Consider the following 18,526-nt stretch of genomic DNA (forward strand, 5'->3'; position numbering starts at 1 on the left):
GCGGCAAACTGATACAAAACGCCGGGTTAAGAATTCCTGAAAGTCCGGATGGTGGAAGAGCATAAGGGTTCCCCACATTCCGATCGTATGCACCTATTATAATCAGATCCAAAAGCTCCTCTGTTTCTATATATCTCAATCTGCAGCCAAATATTTCAATCGAATCTATGCCAACCATATCAAAATTTCTCAGTACAACAGCGCTCCTTCTGTTTCCATTAGGATTGCTGACATGACTCTTCAGCTCTTCAAACACTTTCGAAAAATTACCTTGGTTGAATTCGAACTTAAAATTCATAATGTAATCTGCGACGAAATTGCGGAAGATCCTGTGCAGAAGAAATGCCTCTTTGCTCATGTCCCGCTTTGACTCCTCAGGAAATTGCACAGGCAGTGGAAGCTCAATCCAGCCAAAGCGCTCAGCAAAACCTGCAGAAGACATGAATTCGACACACTTTTTCACTTGTGGAAATTCAGCCATCTTAATGATCTCCTCTGCAAAACCACTCGACATCAGGGGCGATAGTCTTTGAATTTCCTTCATTTTCCACGTTCTGGCTTCATAGTTAATCTCTACTGCCGTGATTTCTTCATTAATTGCAACTTGATTGGCTTTATTTGCAAGTTGACTCAAAACAAATTCTGTTGCCCTTTCGAGAATGGCACTGAGTCTGTCAAGGTTCTCCGACAATTCGTTGTCTTGCAATGCCACCACTGGTGTAATAGAATGCTGGTGATTTAAGCGCTTCAGATACGCCTCACTGAGGGCTGACAGGGGTGACGGGAAATCCAGGACTCTGGAATTCATCGAATCTCACTTTTCTGCGGGAAGAGTAATCCGCGCTTTGTTTCAATTAATCATATTCGACTGCTCTAAGCCTTCAAAACTGCGATACAGTCAAATAATAACACGCTTATAGTAGACGTCGGCGCGGGTGTAACGCGAAGAGCTTGACAGCATATAATTCCGGCCAAGGCAGGGGGACTACTAAATCCATGGAAGAGCAGTTGCTCTCCTTTTCATTCAGGCACGGAAGAGACTGGACCAGGCTGACAAACAGGCTACGTTGCCGTATGGAGAGCCTTTCCTGGCATCCGAACGGCACCGACTTCAACTATGAAATTATACTGGCAAAATGGGATGACAAAAGGACAACAATCGATTCATTCTTCAGGAGACAGGAGACAATCGGGCTGATCAATGAACTAATCAACTGTGAGCGTATTTTCCGCAATATTTACATGGTATCGTTCACTGGACCATTTCACAATACGGTCAGGGAAAATCTCCTGAAGTACAACTTGACAACATACAGTTCAAGTGTGGAAGAGGGCGTTCAGAAATGGAATGTTTTGATACAACCGAGGAGTCAATTCAGATTTATACGCAGTTTGATGGATATCGGAAACTTTACTGTAAATCCCGCCTTGTCGGCGGTCAGTTCAATTGACATGTCCAGAATCATGTGGGCAAATCAGCTCCTCTCTAAACTTTCCAAGCTGGTCCTTACTGACAAGGAAATAGAATATCTCATGGCTGCAGGCAGACTGGGTTACTTCAACGAAAGGCGAAGCCTCAGCGTAACAGACATGGCCGCTCTTCTTTCCAGAAACAAATCAACAGTTGACAGATCACTGAAATCTGCGATCGGTAAACTCCTCAGTTGCATTATCGCTTCCATGAATGAGGCCAATTAATGCGAAAGCATCAATAAAACCGGGGATAGTGCGGATTTACTTTTTCCCAAATCATCCTCCGTATACCTTCCCACACGAGTCCCTCCAGTTCAAAGGGAATGCCATCTGAGCCGGGATCAAGCCATTTCGGGGGACCATTGTGAAGACCGGCGGTTGCCGCACTTTTGAGGGCGGATATTAGTGTCTGTTTGTCCGGAAGCGCATAAAAGTCTCCCGAAATTGCAGCCAGTGCCCCTGCAATTCCGTAAGCACCGAAATTTGAAACTGAGGAAAAGACCAGTGCGTCTGTTCCAACAGCCGATGCAATGATTCTGCCATTAGGATGGAATTTAATGACTTCTTTCTCGATGAGGCCGCATCCGGCCTCATTGCCTCCGTCTCCCACGCCAACTGTTGGTATGCCTCTTTTTGGAGCTTCGTTTAAAATGTCATCTAGCCTCGCCACTTTGGAAGAAATGTCCATTCCCTTCATTGACATATATCTGCCTGAGGAATTCTTTGATGGCCTTTCAATGGCTACAATTGCTGACGGAGAAAACTCATCAAATACGGAGCTAAAATCAATCTCTGTATTTTCCTTGAATCCTCTGACCACGACCTGGTGTTCCTCCCCCAATCTGCCAGCCAAACTGAAACCGCAGCCCATGAAGCACTTCTCAACCATCCATGCCTGGCTTGCATCTGTAAGCACCACGGGTCTCACCCTCAGCAGCTCCGAAAGAACCCTTGACAGCATGGATGCTCCGACCGGACCATCCTGCTCGGCAACGAAGTCGCCGTAAGTCGGGAAACCGGTAATGAACAAGACGCATGAATCAGGCCTAACCTTCTCATTTATCAACGAAGCTGCCCTGTAAGTCAATGGAATATTTCCGGACTGTCTGCGTGCAGCGTCGTAAAGGTCAATTATGAACTTCCTGGAATGAAAGTCCGTTGATACAAGTCTGTCAATGTGTTCGGATATCTCCATTGCTGCGGAACCATTCATTCAGCGATCGGACATTGATGGCAATTTGCATATATTTAGTCACCTAAATCAATTTTCATTTGAGCTGGTAAGCTTCACAGGGTTCCGGCTGGAGATTGATGCAGACACAAGATTTCAGCGCAAAAGCCTGGCATAAGATTATGCCCTCAATGCGACAGGCATGATATGCTTAGATCGCCCGGGCTTTTGGAGATTGCCTGATGAAATTACTACGGTGACCTGTTCGCAGGAAGCCATGAGCAAACTGTCAGGTTGGGTCGCGCCCGGCATGGCCTTCCGATTAATTCAATGATTGATGGAAAATTTTTGAGCTGCAGGACCTCATATGTGGACTCAAGGTTCCGGATTTGCGCTGGATGCAACATGTTGCATACCAGGTTTATCTCTTTCCGGGAATTTAGTGGTTGTTGCCGGCAGGATGGTCTCTGTTCGTTCAGTACTTTGCTTACCAACATTGAAAAAGACTGTAGACCAACCACGGATGCTCCATAAGTTAAGAAAGGGGACTCGAAATGTCGTCGGGAACGGTTAATGAGAAGGTGGGAGTGGCTAAGCATGCGAGCGCAACTGGCCTTGTTCCGAATCAGGTCGGATTCTGGGGACTGGTCTTCCAGGGTCTCGGCGGCATTGCTCCGATCGGCATATTTTTTGCACTGATCGGAACAGCAGAATTCGTGCAGGGCGCAATGGCGCTGGTCTTTCTGGTAGGATTCGTGGGTGTGTTGATGTCCGCAAACACGTTATTCTGGTATTCGAGAAAAATTGCCAACGCCCGAGGCTACTATGGCTATGTGAAAGACGGCCTTGGAAGACATGCGGCAACATTTACAGCCTACAGTTATGTCCTATACGCGGCAAGCAATGCAGCTGGACTGATTCTCTTTTATCTTGTGGGTTTCAGCGGCTCAATTAATCTGGTGTTTCATACAAATTTCCCGTGGTGGGCAGGCATAATATTTGCAGGCTCAGGTCTTGCTGTTGTCTTCTATGGTATGTGGTCTGGTCTGAAGCCGAGTATCAAGGCGATGATTGCGCTTGGTGTTCTCCAGATGATAGTCCTGACAGTAATATCTCTCATCTTCATAGCGAAGGCACCTGACAACAGCGTCAAGCCCTTTACACCGTATACAGGAGTTTCAGGATTATTCCTTGGTTTTGTAACAGGAGGATACCTTGCTTACGGCGGATATGGCTCCATCGTTTCTCTGGGTGAAGAAACGAAGGCTCCAAACAAGACCGTTGGAAAGGCACTCATTACAATCCTTGTGATAGGCGCATTTGCATGGGTCATTGCCTCCTACGCGACTGCAGTAGCCTGGGGTCTTGGAAATATGAAGTCTTTCGTTACAGCAGAGGTTCCCGCAGCAATCCTCACCAACCGATATATCGGTGTCGGGGCAACTGCCATAATGACTCTGCTTTATGACCTGGTCATATACACACTGCTCAACAACTTCCTTACGTCAGGGAGCAGGGTGGTCTTTGCGATGGGAAGGGATCGCCTGCTGCCCGCATCACTTGCCAAGGTGAATCCGAAAAGAGGAGTACCTGTTGCAGGTATAGCCGTCATTACGGGTATAACCATCCTTCTTGCTGCAGTCTCGACCGCTGTCCTGGTTGCAATGTACGGCGTGCCCAACGGCATAATAGATTCATACATAGTGCTTGGAATACTCACGACACTGCTCGCATTACTCGTCCACGGAATGGCCAGCCTTTCTATAATATGGTCAGGTCTAAGAAAGAGGTTTGGTCAGCTCAATGCAAAGAGGATTTTGCTGCTTGTTTTGATTCCCATCGCATCCATAATCCTGACCGTAGCTGCCATCTACTACGCCGTACTCGGAATTACGTTTCCATTTGAAGCCGCTCCGATAGTGTTTGTATTGTTTTGCATCGTTCTCATCGTTGTTCTGGCGCTGCGAAGAGACAGAATTCCTGCGCTGGAGGCGATAGGTGAAACAGAGTGATGAGAATAGTGTGATCCCCCTGACTTGCTTGGATGGAAGTGGACGGTTTGCTTGAACGGCTGGGTGTAAGGAAAGTCATTAACGCAAGCGGAACCCTAACGCGACTCGGCGGATCAAGGGTCTTGCCTGAAGCAATGGGTGCCATGCTTGAGGTCGCTTATGATTTCGTAGACATGAATGAGCTCATGGAAAAGGCAGGCTCATTCGTTGCAAAACTCGTGGGTGCCGAAGCCGCATTCATAACTTCTGGAGCGGCTGCCGGGATCGTTCTGTCAGTTGCATCCTGTATGACTGAAGGTGATCCAGACAAAATGGCCGCGCTTCCGAATACTGATGGTATGAAAAATGAGGTACTGATGCAATCGGCTCACTGGAAGGATAACCCTTATGCAGTCCTTTCCACGATAGCCGGTGCTAAGATAAAATTGATCAGCAACGAAGCGCCAGACATTGAGAGCGAACTGGAAAGGGAAATCTCAGTCAGAACAGCTGCAATAATCCATACAGAATACTCTCCGGACGATTCACTGCCTCTCACAAATGTGGTCAGGATAGCAAGATCACATGGAGTTAAAGTGATAGTCGATGCTGCCGCCGAACTTCCGCCTGCGGAAGCACTGACAGAATTTCTAGAGGCGGGTGCCGACGCCGTGATCTTCAGCGGCGGAAAGGACATTTCCGCACCCAATGATACTGGCGTCATCCTGGGAAGGAAGGACATCATCGACCATGCCAGGCTTTTGGGACCATTGAGCTATCTCAACGTTGGCGGACAGATGAGAACTTTTATCGGCAGACCCATGAAGACAAGCAAGGAGGACATTGTCGCGTTTGTCACAGCATTTGAGAAATATCTGAGCTTGGACCATGCTCAAAGAATCAGGAGATGGAACGACATCTGTGATCGGCTTGTAAAATCGGTAAGAGCTGCAACGGACGACAGGATCAGCATAGAGAAGGTCATTCCCGGAAAGGGAGAGCGCATCAGACCTGTCGTTGCACCTAGGATAAAATTCAACATTTCGGGAATAGAACCGGAGATTATATCTGAAAGACTGAAAAGGTATGAACCGCCTGTCTATGTTATTTGCCGCGACGACGGAATCTACATCAATCCGCAGTGTCTGAGAGATGACGAAGTCGCAATCGTGGAGAGTGCCCTCCTTTCTGTTTCGGGAGTCAAATCCAACAGGAGCACCGGCGATGTCCCAGGACTGGGAAAAGGAGGAATATACAGCCACTTCACCTCAGCGGGTGGGCTTGTGTTCGTATCCGGTGTCAGCGGTCAGGACAGTCAGACCGAAACGACATTTGCGGATCAACTGAGCACGACAATGATGAAGCTTGAAAGAATCCTGCAGGAAGCTGGCTCCTCTCTCCAGGACGTGTTGAAGTTTACAGTCTATCTTTCGAGCAAGGAATTTTTCAGCGAGCTTAACGAAGTGTTTGCAAAAAGGTTTCCGTCAAATCCGCCCTCTAGGACGACCATCGTCTGCGATTTCGTTGCGCCTTTTATGAAAGTTGAGATTGACGCTGTTGCGATCAAAACACACCATACAAAAGAAGGTTGAAATTCGATGAAAACAGTCCTTGTTGTAGAACCACATCCTGATGACACTGCGATAATGGCAGGAGGAACAGTCGCCAAGCTGACAGCTGAAGGAAGCAGGGTCATAATAGTGACCGTCACTGACGGTGAAAGAGGAACGATGGACAGAAGCATAAAATCGGCAGATGATCTCAGAAGGATCACCAGGACAGAGGCAGCCAGAGCTTCCGAAATACTTGGTGTCGAACAGCAAATATTCCTGGGTTATCTCAATCACGACGTAATGTTTGAGAAGGAATTGGAACTCAAAAACAGGATCATGGGCCTCATCAGAAAATTCAAGCCGCATATAGTGATGACTTACGATCCTTATGGTAAGTACGAGCCAAACCCCGACCACCGCACCGTCTCGTTTGCAACATATGATGCAGCCACCTTTTCGCATTACCACCTCGAGTGCCCCGAACAGATAGAGAAGGAGGGTCTTGATACGCACATAGTTGATGAAGTCTGGTTCTACAATTCACCGGAGCCAAATGCAAGTTTTGATGTGACCGATTACCTCCCAAAGAAAGTGGAAGCAATGTCTGCTTATTCAAGCCAGCTGGAATCCATGATCGAGGAGGTTAGACAGAGACTGCGTTCTGCAGGCTACCGGGCAAAGTTTCTTGAGAGCGGTTCGAAGAAGGAAAAGATACTCAACCTGTGGGTATACCCGTCGCTGAGCGGCGGCCGCCTCGTCGAGAAGTTCAGAATAATCAGGCCATTCATAACAGAGCGCGTCGGCTATCTGCTGTCCAGCAACCTCGTGGAACCGGCTGTCTGAACCTCTTCAGGACGTGGATTCGTATTTCATCCTGCCTGTAGCCGGAGCTGCTTAATAGAGGATTTGTTCATTTGAATTATCTCTTTTCTCGTGCAAACTCCCTTTTCTCCCAACAACTCCTCAGTGTCTGAATTTCCAATCTGCGAGCTGATCTCACCTTCCTTCGCATTCTGAGTCCGACGTTTATGAGATTCTGAGTGTGGACATAGCTGCAGATGCTGGCACAATGTAATCGTCTTCCAGAGCCGCCAATAGAGTGGCTGGATGCGGTGAACTGCTTTAGAAGCGATAGAGTGTGGGATCCGGATGAAAGACCGGTCAGCCTCCATTCCCTATCAGGTTTAAAAGCCAAATAAGATTGCTTGGTGATGGGTTTTATTAGATATGCTATCAGTGATTTTTTAGCTATTACTGTCCCGTAAATACGGTTTCCTCCTGAACGAAACAAATTTTATTCCCAAACGGGTCCTTCAGGTAGAATGATGTTTCTCCCCAGGGTCTTGTCCCAATCTCATCTAAAATTACAGCTCCCAATACCTGCGCTCTTCTGAAGACAGCATTGAGATTCCTGACTGAGAAATATATGTGATCTGGATTTGGGGGGAGATCGAAATTGTCACCATCTTTCCTTGGGTCAAAACATGCAAGTATTGTGCCGCCGCACTGGAAATAATGCCTTCCGGGAGAGACCCTACTTCCCTCCATGTTAAGCAATGAGGAGTAAAATTTCTGAGCCTTTTCTATGTCGCTTACAGGAAGTATGACCCTGAAGAGTCTCGGAATACAAGTATCCGGATCTGTAACAGGCATTGAGATACAGATCAACAGATCATTTTATGCCTATAAGGTTTTCCGGTTACTGGCGTTGTTACATTCCTGCTGATAAGCAGCGGTGAGTTAGTAAGATGTTCGCAGGAGTGGAACGGACCCATGTTTTTGGAATCACCTTCCGCTCTTTGGACTTGATGTAACCGCCTAAGGCAAAGGCTGTTCCCTGTATTTCATGTAGAACTCTATAGGTGTTGAATAACCTCTTGCCGGACTCCACAGGCCATATGTATTCAGTCTTCAGCGTGCTGTGGAACGACTCTATGTACTCCTGCTGTTCAGGAGTTCATTCCCTGTATATTGATGAATCCTCCTTCTGTTTCCAAATCGATCCATTTCTCTGTTCGCTCTTTCACTTTTACCTCTTTCTTTGGTAATTAATCTCCCGAGACGATTCTGTTTTCAATGGGTCCGGACCACGCTTCGATCCTAAAGGCAGGAAATGAATAGTCTCTTCATTGTGTGAATACTCAATTTTCCATATTCCACAGAATGAGCCGTGAGAGTCTTCACCTTTCCTAATTCAAGTCACAATTGCAGTGCACAATCCTCTTTACCTAATACCTCAAAAGTGAATACTTCTAATCTGCAACTATTCCTTAAGTCGCACTATGAGAGTATTTGCTGAGAAATACTCTGCTCCGTCAAGGCATATGCGCATACGGTGGGATTACTGCTACTGTTCGTTCTTAAGTGCGATAATTGAGATTCATAACGGCTGACAAATATATATTCATTGTAAATGAGTGCTCATCAGGTAAGAGGAACGAAAGAGAAAGAATAAAAATCATGGGTGGTTCGAGATGATGAACAACAAATCACCTCCACTGCTTCCTGTAAGGATGCTAAATGAATTCTCCTACTGCCCTCGTCTATTCTATCTTGAGTGGGTGCAGGGAGAGTTTGCGCACAACGACGACACTCTTGAAGGAGAATTTGTTCATCACAGAGTTGACAAAGAAAGCGGAAATATCGGGGTGGCAGATGGGATTGAAGAGACAGAGAATATACACGCAAGGTCAGTTTCATTATCCAGCGACAAGCTAGGAATAGTCGCCAAACTTGACATTATAGAAGGCAATAATGATGAATTGTGCCCTGTTGATTACAAGAAGGGAGAAGTCCCAAATAATGAATATAGAAGTTTTGAGCCTGAGAGGATCCAGGTTTGTGCGCAAGCGATAATTCTGAGAGAAAACGGATATCGCTGCAATGAAGCATCGATATACTATGCAGGTTCCAAGATTCGAATTCCTGTACCAATAACAGACGAATTGGTAAGCAGAACGCTGAAATTAGTTGAACAGGCAAAGGTTACTGCAGATTGCCCTGCCATTCCGCCTCCGCTTGTTGACAGCCCCAAATGCCCGCGTTGCTCCCTTGTTGGCATTTGTCTTCCTGATGAGGTTATTGCTCTTTCACGTGTGAAATTGAACAATATTGACAAAGAAGAAGTAAGAAGCCTTCTACCAGCTAGAGACGATGCTCTGCCCCTCTACGTCCAGGAACAAGGGGCAATGGTTGCTAAAAGGGGGGAAGAACTGGAAATCAGAAGCAAAGGCGATGTGATAGCAACGGCAAAGCTATTCGAAACTTCGACCCTGGCGTTATTTGGTAATGTTCAGGTCACCACTCAAGCGATTCGCGAGCTGTGTATACGTGGTATTTCCTTATGCTATTTCTCATTTGGCGGATGGTTTTACGGCATTACAAACGGGATGACTCACAAGAACATTATGCTGCGACAGTGCCAGTTCAAAACCGCATCCGAAGAACAGTTGTCGCTTCACATAGCGAGGCGAATAATATGTGGTAAGATCCGAAACTGCAGGACCATGTTGAGAAGAAATTGCGAAACTTCTCCTGATGCAGCCCTGGAAGAACTTGCCAGGCTGGCAGAAAGTGCATTGCAGATAGATTCTGCCGGTGAACTGTTTGGAATTGAAGGGGCAGCTGGAAGAGTGTATTTTTCCCACTTCGCTGAAATGATCAAAGCCAACGGACAGACAATCAAATTCGATTTTCACGCCAGGAACCGGAGACCGCCAAGAGACGCGGTTAACGCGCTTTTGTCATTCACATACGCACTACTTGTAAGCACAACAACTACAGTACTTATGAGTGTGGGTTTCGATCCATACCTAGGTTTTTTTCACCAGCCCAGATACGGGCGTCCATCTTTGTCATTGGACCTAATGGAGGAGTTCAGGCCCTTAATTGCAGATTCAACCGTCATCAGTCTTATCAATAATGGAGAGATCACAGCAGAAGACTTTGTCGAACGCGCCGGATCTGTCGCGCTAAAGCCAGATGCCCGAAAGAAGGTCATGCGTTCATACGAGCGCAGACTTGAAACTCAAATCACCCATCCGGTATTTGGTTATTCAATAAGTTATAGACGAGTGCTGGAAGTGCAGGCTAGATTGCTTGGCAGAACACTTACGGGAGAGATCAATGAATATCCAATGTTCCTGACGAGGTAGCATATCACATGAGAAACTTGTACCTGGTGTCTTACGACATCAGAGATCAGAAGAGGTGGCGAAAAGTTTTTAGGATAGCAAAAGGGTACGGAACACAGTTGCAGTATTCTGTCTTTTACTGTTACCTATCATCACGGGAAAAGGTGCTGCTTACCAGTGATATTGAGAAGGTCATAGACCACCTCACTGATAGGGTACTTGTCGTGAATATTGGCGGACAGAGCGTTGGTTTAGAGCAAAGGGTAGAATTTTTAGGTCAGAAAACAGATATAGAAGACCATCAAGCAGTCATTGTCTGACGGTTCAGGTGTAGAGCAACAGACGGGCGTGAACGTTCTCCATCCCGGAGATGGAAAGCATCTGAATCGACAATAGTCGCCCAGACCTTTCGAGTGGAGGTGTGATGAAATGATTACGAAGAGGCGCTCGCAAACATATACTTTCCCTCAAAACAAACAAATAATTCCTGAAAATGAACGAAAATCGATCCACATGACCTATAGAAAGCAATAATCGCTCGAGATTTACTTGGTGAGAGTATTTAAGGCCATCTCCACAACTGAAAAGTTGTGGCCCCATTGAAGCATGTAGTTGAATTTTGAACAAATATTGGTGGTACCCCACGATCTCCACAACTGAAAAGTTGTGGCCCCATTGAAGCCTGTACCGTGGATTGACTACAGTCGTCACTGCCCGTGCATCTCCACAACTGAAAAGTTGTGGCCCCATTGAAGCGTGTTGAACGATTTTGCGTCCACCAGATATGAAATGATCTCCACAACTGAAAAGTTGTGGCCCCATTGAAGCTATCCCAGGAGCTTCCTCTTATGCAGCTGCCTGCTCAGCGATCTCCACAACTGAAAAGTTGTGGCCCCATTGAAGCCACTATGCTGTAACGACTGGATGCGTATGCATAGACTTATCTCCACAACTGAAAAGTTGTGGCCCCATTGAAGCGGCAACCGGAAGCGGTTCAATCACGGGCAGTGCAGGCATCTCCACAACTGAAAAGTTGTGGCCCCATTGAAGCCTGGTTTATCGACCTCATATTCTCGCATATAATAACCAATCTCCACAACTGAAAAGTTGTGGCCCCATTGAAGCTAGTTAGAGCAGTGTGTTCAGAACGCAGATGGCCACATCTCCACAACTGAAAAGTTGTGGCCCCATTGAAGCAAGACATTTTCCCAAAGTGCTTTGTCAGCTTCTGATAAATCTCCACAACTGAAAAGTTGTGGCCCCATTGAAGCAACTACTAATTCTTCCATTCAATCACTCCATTTAAAGATCTCCACAACTGAAAAGTTGTGGCCCCATTGAAGCGTATTTTCTGCCTTTCCTGACTGGCATCAGAGTTCACCTATCTCTACAACTGAAAAGTTGTGGCCCCATTGAAGCATGAGTTCTCCCTCCCATAAAGTTGTCCGCTTCCCTATCTCCACAACTGAAAAGTTGTGGCCCCATTGAAGCATGGTTGTAGCTCTCGTGCTATCAGTAGCGATAACTATCTCCACAACTGAAAAGTTGTGGCCCCATTGAAGCCTTTCCGGCAAACGCAAACTCACAACAAAAGTTCCTACATATCTCCACAACTGAAAAGTTGTGGCCCCATTGAAGCACGGAGACTCGGATTACAGCTAAGGGTGTTATAATAATCTCCACAACTGAAAAGTTGTGGCCCCATTGAAGCATATTGGCATTGTTGTTGATACTACAATGACATTAAATTCCACTTCCAGCAAAGACGCCAAGTCCTATGTGACGTCCTGCGCCTATTGCAAGTGGGCCATGAAAAGGTTCACGGAAAGTGATGTTCACATGCCAGCCGGGCCATCCCTTTGTTCTGATGTAATCCGGCAGAAAGTACGAGCGTGGATGACAGGATCCAGGAAAAAAGGGGGCCTTGCGCATGCTAATATCCGATACACTTTCAACCGACAGTCCCGCCTGACGGACTGCAGTTAGGAATAATTTTTCTGCCTTCACTGCTGACCTCTCATCGTGTCCAGGCAGTATGACCGGAGTGACTGTAGACCAACTATAAGACTCGCCGGTATAGCGCCTGAACATAAAGGATGATGTTTGGCGCCATGGATTTAGGAGCCTGCCACACTGCCTGCCATCACGATCTTTCAGTACTGTGCCGATAAGGCGGCGCCTCGCCCACCCTGCATGTGTATCATCTCCTCCGAAGGGTTCGGCTATGATAATTCGGCGGATCATTCCGTCTGCATGTTCACCGCCAATTGACGGCAGCGGCATGTAAGAGAAACGAGGTGGAGTGGTGTCCTGTGTTCCTGCATGGCCAGCAACATAAGTTTCAACACCACCTGGGAACGTGTGTGTATCCACTTTGGCATGATTGCAGGCCAAAGAGCGTGTCATTGCGGCAACTTTGACAACATCCTCCTGGCGAAAAGATATCCCGTCTGGAAGCTCGAATGCGGCAAAATAACGGGGGGGTGTGGAATCCTGACGCAGGTAGATTACACGATCAAACCGACTGGATTTGAGCGGTGGTCTGAAAAACGATGAGTCCAGTCTGTGGACAAATGAATGATGCACACTTTCGAGATCTTTGAGCAAGCCGTCTTTCGGAGTGCGCAGTGCATGGGCTCCAGGCAAAAATACATTCTTCATCGGGCGCCACCGCCTTCCGGACAAAGCGATGGCTCCGGCATCATCTAGGATTATGCCGTTGCCAACTACCTGATCGATTCCCCAACCCAATGCAAGGATATGGCGAGCCTCTCGGCAAATAATCTCAGCATGCTTCAAATCACTTTCCTCGCCGAGATGCCAAAGAAAGTATACCGTATCTCCATTCAAAAGATAATTAGCATGTACCACTTTGGTCACGAGACGATCTGAACGCTCGAACTCTCTGTCGCTAACGTTGTCCGGGACAAAGATAAGATGGCCATTTGACTGCTCAACATCCGGGGCAAAAATTAGCGGAGGCTGGCGGCTTTCCAGCCAATTAAAAGCATCTGCCTTTTCGTCTGACCAACTGCCTGCATAGCTACCTGCTCGTGTTCCGGCAATTAAAGCCTGATACAAGCGCATTGGGGAGGGTGGCCACTCCGGTTTGCCGTCATCGTTCTTGCCATGGAATACACGATTCAAAAACGTGACCGAAAGGCAGAGATACCTTGTCATCTCTATCCTTCATTTGCTTGTTCTTCCGGGATCTGACGGCTGGTCTTTCTTTTCTTTGAGTTTGAATCGTCTATCGCCTTCTTTGCCGCCTTAGAGTCGAAAGTCCCCGTCCTGCTGGACCCCACACCAAATTCTGCAGAGGCCATCTGAGCAAAATTTATGGCTTCCGAATGCTGCAGGCTGAAAGCTTCGCGGCTTCCGTCGTTTCGGACCACCTGCCACTCAACCGGATGCTTTTGATCCGGGACGAGCTGGCAACCTTCTCGCAGGAATGTTTCCTGTGGCCAGGTAATTGCCACAAGAGCCAAACCTAGAATGTACCGGCGAAGCTTCAAGGTCATTCCGCCGTCCAAACCCTTCAGAGCACGGATCGCTGCAAGATTCAAAGTGGCGTCTCGCCTGATGTCCCCTCTAACCCTGATACCGCCATGTTTTCGAACTGCCGGAACGTGCGCCAACCCAAGTTCTGCCTTGGGTCCGGATTCTATAACTTCTGCCTCACCCCCTTCTATGATTTCCCCTGCGATGGTCGAGTATTGCGCAGAACGATGTAGCACATCAACATCGTAAGCACGGATCACTGAACCGACAATTCTGGGCAATTTTGCCTGAGTGCCGCGTGAGTCCCATGAACCGAACACGATAGAGGTTGGTGCAATTTTCGCAAGCGCGTCAGCATTTCCGCCGTTTTGATACTTGCTGAAAGCATCTTTCAACTCGTCGGAAAGTGTTGAGAAACGCACTATTGCGTCGGCGGCACGATGACCCGCGTCCAGCAGATTAACTTCACGATCGCCAGCCTTGATGATAACCTGGGGGATCAACTTGCTGCATTCCCCTTTCTTGAAAATAGGCTCCATGCGGTTAGCCTGGGAGCCAACACTGTCTATCTGACAGACACTGTGTCCGTCATTAAACCGGTCAATATTATAGCCTGTCCATTCTTCATCCTTCTTCCCGGGAGGAGAAGCGTAAGTCGGCGGGAATATGACGGAATCTTTTCCACCTACAGGCTCAAGCAACTGCCTCATGACTATCGCGGCTGCATCGCTTTCATCTCTCAGCCATTCATCATAAATATTCAGACTAATCTGTCGGTCGCCCATAACTATCCTCCAATCGTGATTAAGCTTCGAAAGGGTGAACCATTTCCAGATATGTAATTATTGTGATAATATCATGTTCTGTCTATAACGGGGATTGCCTTACTGAAGGCCTTGTACCGTTTCTGATCATCCCGAGAGCGTAATGAAAATCTGTAATGACTTGAGCCTGCTGCCTGTATCGCTCCGCAGGCCGCCGCTCTGCCGACTGTTACCCCAAGCGGCCTTGTCCATACCCAATAATCGAAGCTTCTGGTCTGTCCTGTTGTTGGCGATGGACGGAATCTCTGCAGTCCAATCAGGCACAAAAGCTCAACGGCAGGGTAGGACACAGACTCCAATTTCAGTGCATCAAGAGAAAAACCGGCATCAAGCCGATGCGCAAAACGCCTATCGTCAAAATAAAACGCTTCAACCTTTCCTTCACTGCGCGCCTTCATGCCATCCTCCTTCGGCTTCCGTATTATGCAATTATAATCAAGCATCATTTGAAGATCTTTATCTTGTATTCCGGAAAGGGCGTTCTGAAGGGCAACTGCCATTTTCTCGATTTCTTGTCTTCCTGCCCAAGTTTTGGGGACGGCCACATCATCTCCCTCGTCGTCTTCTGCGTTCCACCAATCCAGAAGAAGTCCGAAAGGTTTTCCAATAGTGAGACTTCCCTTACGTGCCTTTTTACCTAGTTTGGACAGTTTTTCTTCCTCCTCCGGCGAAAGATGCCCAGTCTTCTTCCGGCTTTCAAGGGATTTCAAAGTGTCACGATCGGAAGCCGATAATCCGGAGATTTTACATTTGAGGATTTCTGTGAAGAGACTTCTGATATCTGCCCTCTCAGTATTTCCTAACGCATGAACCGCGAACTGCGTTTCCTGGAAATAACCCTCTGCACCGGGCCACAGGCAGTGCGACAGTTCCAGCAATCCGCAACAGGCGAAGAACTGACCTGGGTTGGTCACATCGACATTGACCTTGAAATCTGGCGCCTCAGGGGTCAAGTCCGCACCTCATCTGGCATTGCCATATCCGGCCTCTCTTCAATTTTAGTGGATGAGATTGCGTCGGCACAGCGCATCAGAGATTCGAGCCATGTAAGACCCCACCTGCCGAAGCGTTGCTGCAATATTTCGAAACGTCGCATCACCCTGGCTGATGCCGCTTCGTTTTCATCAGTGGTGTAGGTGACATCCCAGGCACTTGTTTCAAAGTGCGGTCTGGCCCTGCCATGGTGAGAGGCTATGAGATGCAGTATTAAATCTGCTTCGGGATGAGTTCGTATTCGGTATTCTTTCTCTGCTTCAAGCAGTGAACCGAACTCATGGCGGTACCCGCCAAGATCTCTTCCGTCTCTGTATCGGATAGATTTCGCTAGAGGAATAGCTTCGCCTTTGTTGTTTGCATACCACTGCCAGATGGGACGGTTCTTTCCACGATCATGCCACTCGGCTGCAATTATGAAGGCCTCTTTCAATGATTTATCCAGCTGAAGGTTGTCGCAGATGCGGCCCATTTCACCAGTTATGGCAGATAGATGAAATGCCAGAGACTGACGAATTCTGGTCATCTCAGCCTGCTCTTCTCGTTCAGCGAAAAGGATCAGATAACGTCCCCCTTCTGAGCTTTCTTCCTCTGGCTCTTTCAGCGTTATCCGGCAAACCTCACGAAGACCATTCATCAGTACTTCAGAATTGTCCGACTCGACGGCGCTTCTATAGACTTTGCCATTTTCATCCTCGGTCATCACTCGCCTCTGCCGTCTCTTACTTGTTCCAGTGATTTTATCCGCAACGTCTACGGTGGTTGTGCTCTTTGCATCTAATGTCCCGCTATCCCCCAGACCGCCTGCTTCGAAAGGCAATATAACAATTGAATAGTTGAGATTCAGATCTTTTCCGGCTATTTCAGACAAATTATACCACTGGTTTTCATTTTTCTCTTTGAGCCGTGCTTCTCCCCTCGGATCCAGCAATATTACAGGGAAATCCAACATCTGATTATTGTTTTGTTTCCTACGCTCTTTCAGCAGAGAAGTGAGCTTATCTTTCACACGATCTGTCCGATCGTGGAGACGCTCCTGCGTCAAGATTGGACATGCCTCAAACCACTCATTCAAAGCAGCTTTGTCCACCTTTGCATCGGCAAGTAATTTAACTTCACTTCTCCAAACAACGTAGGTCTCAGGCAACTCCCTACCGGAGCCATGAAGATACGAGGCAACAGGGGGGCATCCCGGTAAATCAGTGTTTACAGAAGTTAATGACCACGAGTCCAGCAAAATATCTGTCAGCTCAGGCGCAGGGGCCCTGGGAGCAAACGCTCCTTCTCTCTGTTCCGGGCTCATCCTTCCGACCAATTCATGCAGACGCCGCGGACTGCCGTCAATCTCGCCGGAATTCATGTCTGCCCATTCTTTCAAAACACGGAAAGTGGCATTCATTGCTTCCCTGATTTCGGAGCTGCGAAATTCCGATCTCGAAGTCACGGACTGCGCAACGACATCTATTTGAGCTGTTTTGTCCCTCCCACCGCGCCTGTTGACCCGTCCAAGCCGCTGAATGAACGAGTCGAGTGGGGTGAGGTCACAGACCATATGGTCGGCATCGATATCGATTCCCACCTCACCAGCAGACGTACTCACAAGGTATACAGTGCGTTCAACCGAAGAGCCTGAATTCAAGAACTTTAGGAACAGCGGTTTTTGCACTAGTTTGTCTCGTTCATAACCTCGCATTGTGCCTGTGAGAATCTCGACGCGCTCACCGCCGACAGCCTTGCGAAGCTGATTGAATATATCGAGAGCATCTTCAGGCGATTGTACATAAATTAAGATTTTGTCTTTGCCATCTCTGTATCCGAGGCTGATATCAACGATCTTTTCCCTGACTTTTCTCATAATGTCTCTGTCTTTTTCCGTCTGACCCGTGTTAAGCACGTGCAGATGCACACGTTTTATTGCGCAGATGCGTTCCTCCACAATCTGGTCCTCTTTTTCCTCGTTTGCCAATAGCGTGAAAGCGGAATCAAATCCGCTTCTTAACGTAGCGGATAATTCCAATATCTTCACGGGTCTGGTTTCGCCTGACTTTTGCTGTATTTTTGTCAATTGTCTAAGCAGCTCACTGAATGCAGGAGTAAGATGAGCTTCGTCATGAACAATAATAGAATCCTGACCAATCAGTCCCGCATGTTGTGAACGCCCATAACGCCTATCACCATAGCCATTGAAGAGCAGTTTGCTTCCAATCATGTCGATTGTGCCTATAATGATAGCTGGTTTTGTCGGATCTGCCTCCCATTCTTTATTATCTGCGAGTTCACCGCGAAGTGTGCTTACGGCGATGACAGGATCTTCGGTCACCGATATGCGTTTCAATTCAGTGGAGAGCAGTTGTAAAGCCACACTATGAACCTGCCATCGTGCATCATTCGGTGTGGAGAGTCTTTCCCTCATCTGTTCTGCGACTGATGTGGCCTGATCAACCACCGTTCTTCTGTCTACTATGTAGACAAGGCGTGCCGGAATCGTCCTCTTTCCGCCAAGCTCATGAATTTGATGTACCAAAGCTACCAACCATATGGGAATAACAGACGTCTTCCCCAATCCTGTTGGTATGTCACATACCGCAGGTATGTCTCCCTTGACCATATTATTGTAAAGTCGTCTTTGCCAGCTGAATGGCGAAAAATCTGTCAAAGCCTTGAAATCTTCATCCAGCGCCATGTTTTTCTTGTGATGCATGCCTTCATTGTATCTTATTTTTTGTTATTACTCAGCTTTTCTGTAAATGAGGAAATTACAGCAGATCCGGTACATTGTCCTTCACACTGAATTATGTACCAGATTACTGAATGCAACTGGTCTCTGTTACAAAAGCCGATGAACTCGGAGTGAGATGTTCATGCTCATACCCATTCCGCAATTCGT

Annotated in this window: 13 protein-coding genes and 1 CRISPR repeat array; of the genes, 6 read left to right on the plus strand and 7 right to left on the minus strand. The window is 47.4% G+C overall.

The genetic code is table 11. From position 1 onward, the window contains the following. Positions 1-808 (minus strand): hypothetical protein (locus tag KIS29_00005; protein ID MBX8638710.1); only part of this gene is annotated, 808 nt, incomplete at its 3' end. Positions 809-996: 188 nt separating this feature from the next. Between KIS29_00005 and KIS29_00010 the strand changes: the two genes are divergently transcribed. Next, positions 997-1,698: a helix-turn-helix domain-containing protein gene (locus tag KIS29_00010; GenBank protein MBX8638711.1), complete on the plus strand. Its 702-nt coding sequence runs from the start codon at positions 997-999 to the stop codon at positions 1,696-1,698. A 10-nt stretch (positions 1,699-1,708) separates the two neighbouring features. Here KIS29_00010 and KIS29_00015 read toward each other — a convergent pair whose 3' ends face one another. Continuing rightward, entirely contained in the window at positions 1,709-2,686 is a 978-nt protein-coding gene (locus tag KIS29_00015; protein ID MBX8638712.1) for a DUF4392 domain-containing protein, read from the minus strand. A 512-nt stretch (positions 2,687-3,198) separates the two neighbouring features. Here KIS29_00015 and KIS29_00020 point away from each other — a divergent pair. Genes KIS29_00020 through KIS29_00030 form a run of 3 tightly spaced genes read left to right on the plus strand, consistent with a single transcriptional unit; the run spans position 3,199 to position 7,031 of the window. After that, positions 3,199-4,656, plus strand: a complete 1,458-nt coding sequence (locus tag KIS29_00020) for an APC family permease (protein MBX8638713.1) — start codon at positions 3,199-3,201, stop codon at positions 4,654-4,656. 38 nt (positions 4,657-4,694) lie between these two features. Next, positions 4,695-6,227, plus strand: coding sequence for an aminotransferase class V-fold PLP-dependent enzyme (locus KIS29_00025; protein ID MBX8638714.1), 1,533 nt, complete (start codon positions 4,695-4,697; stop codon positions 6,225-6,227). 6 nt (positions 6,228-6,233) lie between these two features. Beyond that, on the plus strand, positions 6,234-7,031 hold the full coding sequence (locus tag KIS29_00030; protein ID MBX8638715.1) for a PIG-L family deacetylase: 798 nt from the start codon (positions 6,234-6,236) through the stop codon (positions 7,029-7,031). A gap of 408 nt (positions 7,032-7,439) precedes the next feature. On the opposite strand, the gene KIS29_00035 is transcribed toward KIS29_00030, so the two are convergent. Further along, positions 7,440-7,841: a VOC family protein gene (locus tag KIS29_00035; protein MBX8638716.1), complete on the minus strand. Its 402-nt coding sequence runs from the start codon at positions 7,839-7,841 to the stop codon at positions 7,440-7,442. 860 nt (positions 7,842-8,701) lie between these two features. Between KIS29_00035 and cas1 the strand changes: the two genes are divergently transcribed. Next, entirely contained in the window at positions 8,702-10,342 is a 1,641-nt protein-coding gene (gene cas1 / locus KIS29_00040) for a CRISPR-associated endonuclease Cas1 (protein ID MBX8638717.1), read from the plus strand. Positions 10,343-10,350: 8 nt separating this feature from the next. Next, positions 10,351-10,641 carry a CRISPR-associated endonuclease Cas2 gene (cas2, locus tag KIS29_00045; GenBank protein MBX8638718.1) on the plus strand — a complete coding sequence of 97 codons (291 nt, stop codon included), beginning with the start codon at positions 10,351-10,353 and terminating at the stop codon, positions 10,639-10,641. A gap of 250 nt (positions 10,642-10,891) precedes the next feature. Continuing rightward, a CRISPR array of direct repeats spans positions 10,892-12,032; the repeat unit is 36 nt; unit sequence ATCTCCACAACTGAAAAGTTGTGGCCCCATTGAAGC. A 32-nt stretch (positions 12,033-12,064) separates the two neighbouring features. Here cas2 and cas5u6u read toward each other — a convergent pair. From cas5u6u to cas3u, 4 genes are all read right to left on the minus strand, one after another. After that, positions 12,065-13,501 carry a type I-U CRISPR-associated protein Cas5/Cas6 gene (cas5u6u, locus tag KIS29_00050; protein MBX8638719.1) on the minus strand — a complete coding sequence of 479 codons (1,437 nt, stop codon included), beginning with the start codon at positions 13,499-13,501 and terminating at the stop codon, positions 12,065-12,067. Between the two features lie 2 nt (positions 13,502-13,503). Next, complete coding sequence (cas7u, locus tag KIS29_00055; protein ID MBX8638720.1) at positions 13,504-14,607, minus strand: type I-U CRISPR-associated protein Cas7; 1,104 nt, start codon at positions 14,605-14,607, stop codon at positions 13,504-13,506. Between the two features lie 71 nt (positions 14,608-14,678). Continuing rightward, on the minus strand, positions 14,679-15,599 hold the full coding sequence (gene cas8c / locus KIS29_00060; protein MBX8638721.1) for a type I-U CRISPR-associated protein Cas8c: 921 nt from the start codon (positions 15,597-15,599) through the stop codon (positions 14,679-14,681). Then, the gene (gene cas3u, locus KIS29_00065; protein ID MBX8638722.1) at positions 15,596-18,322 is read right to left on the minus strand and encodes a type I-U CRISPR-associated helicase/endonuclease Cas3; all 2,727 of its coding nucleotides are present in this window, start codon (positions 18,320-18,322) and stop codon (positions 15,596-15,598) included. The genes cas8c and cas3u overlap by 4 nt, the downstream gene beginning before the upstream one ends. Positions 18,323-18,526: the final 204 nt, after the last annotated feature.

Origin of the sequence: Candidatus Sysuiplasma jiujiangense (assembly GCA_019721075.1) — an archaeon.
GTDB classification, from domain to species: domain Archaea; phylum Thermoplasmatota; class Thermoplasmata; order Sysuiplasmatales; family Sysuiplasmataceae; genus Sysuiplasma; species Sysuiplasma jiujiangense.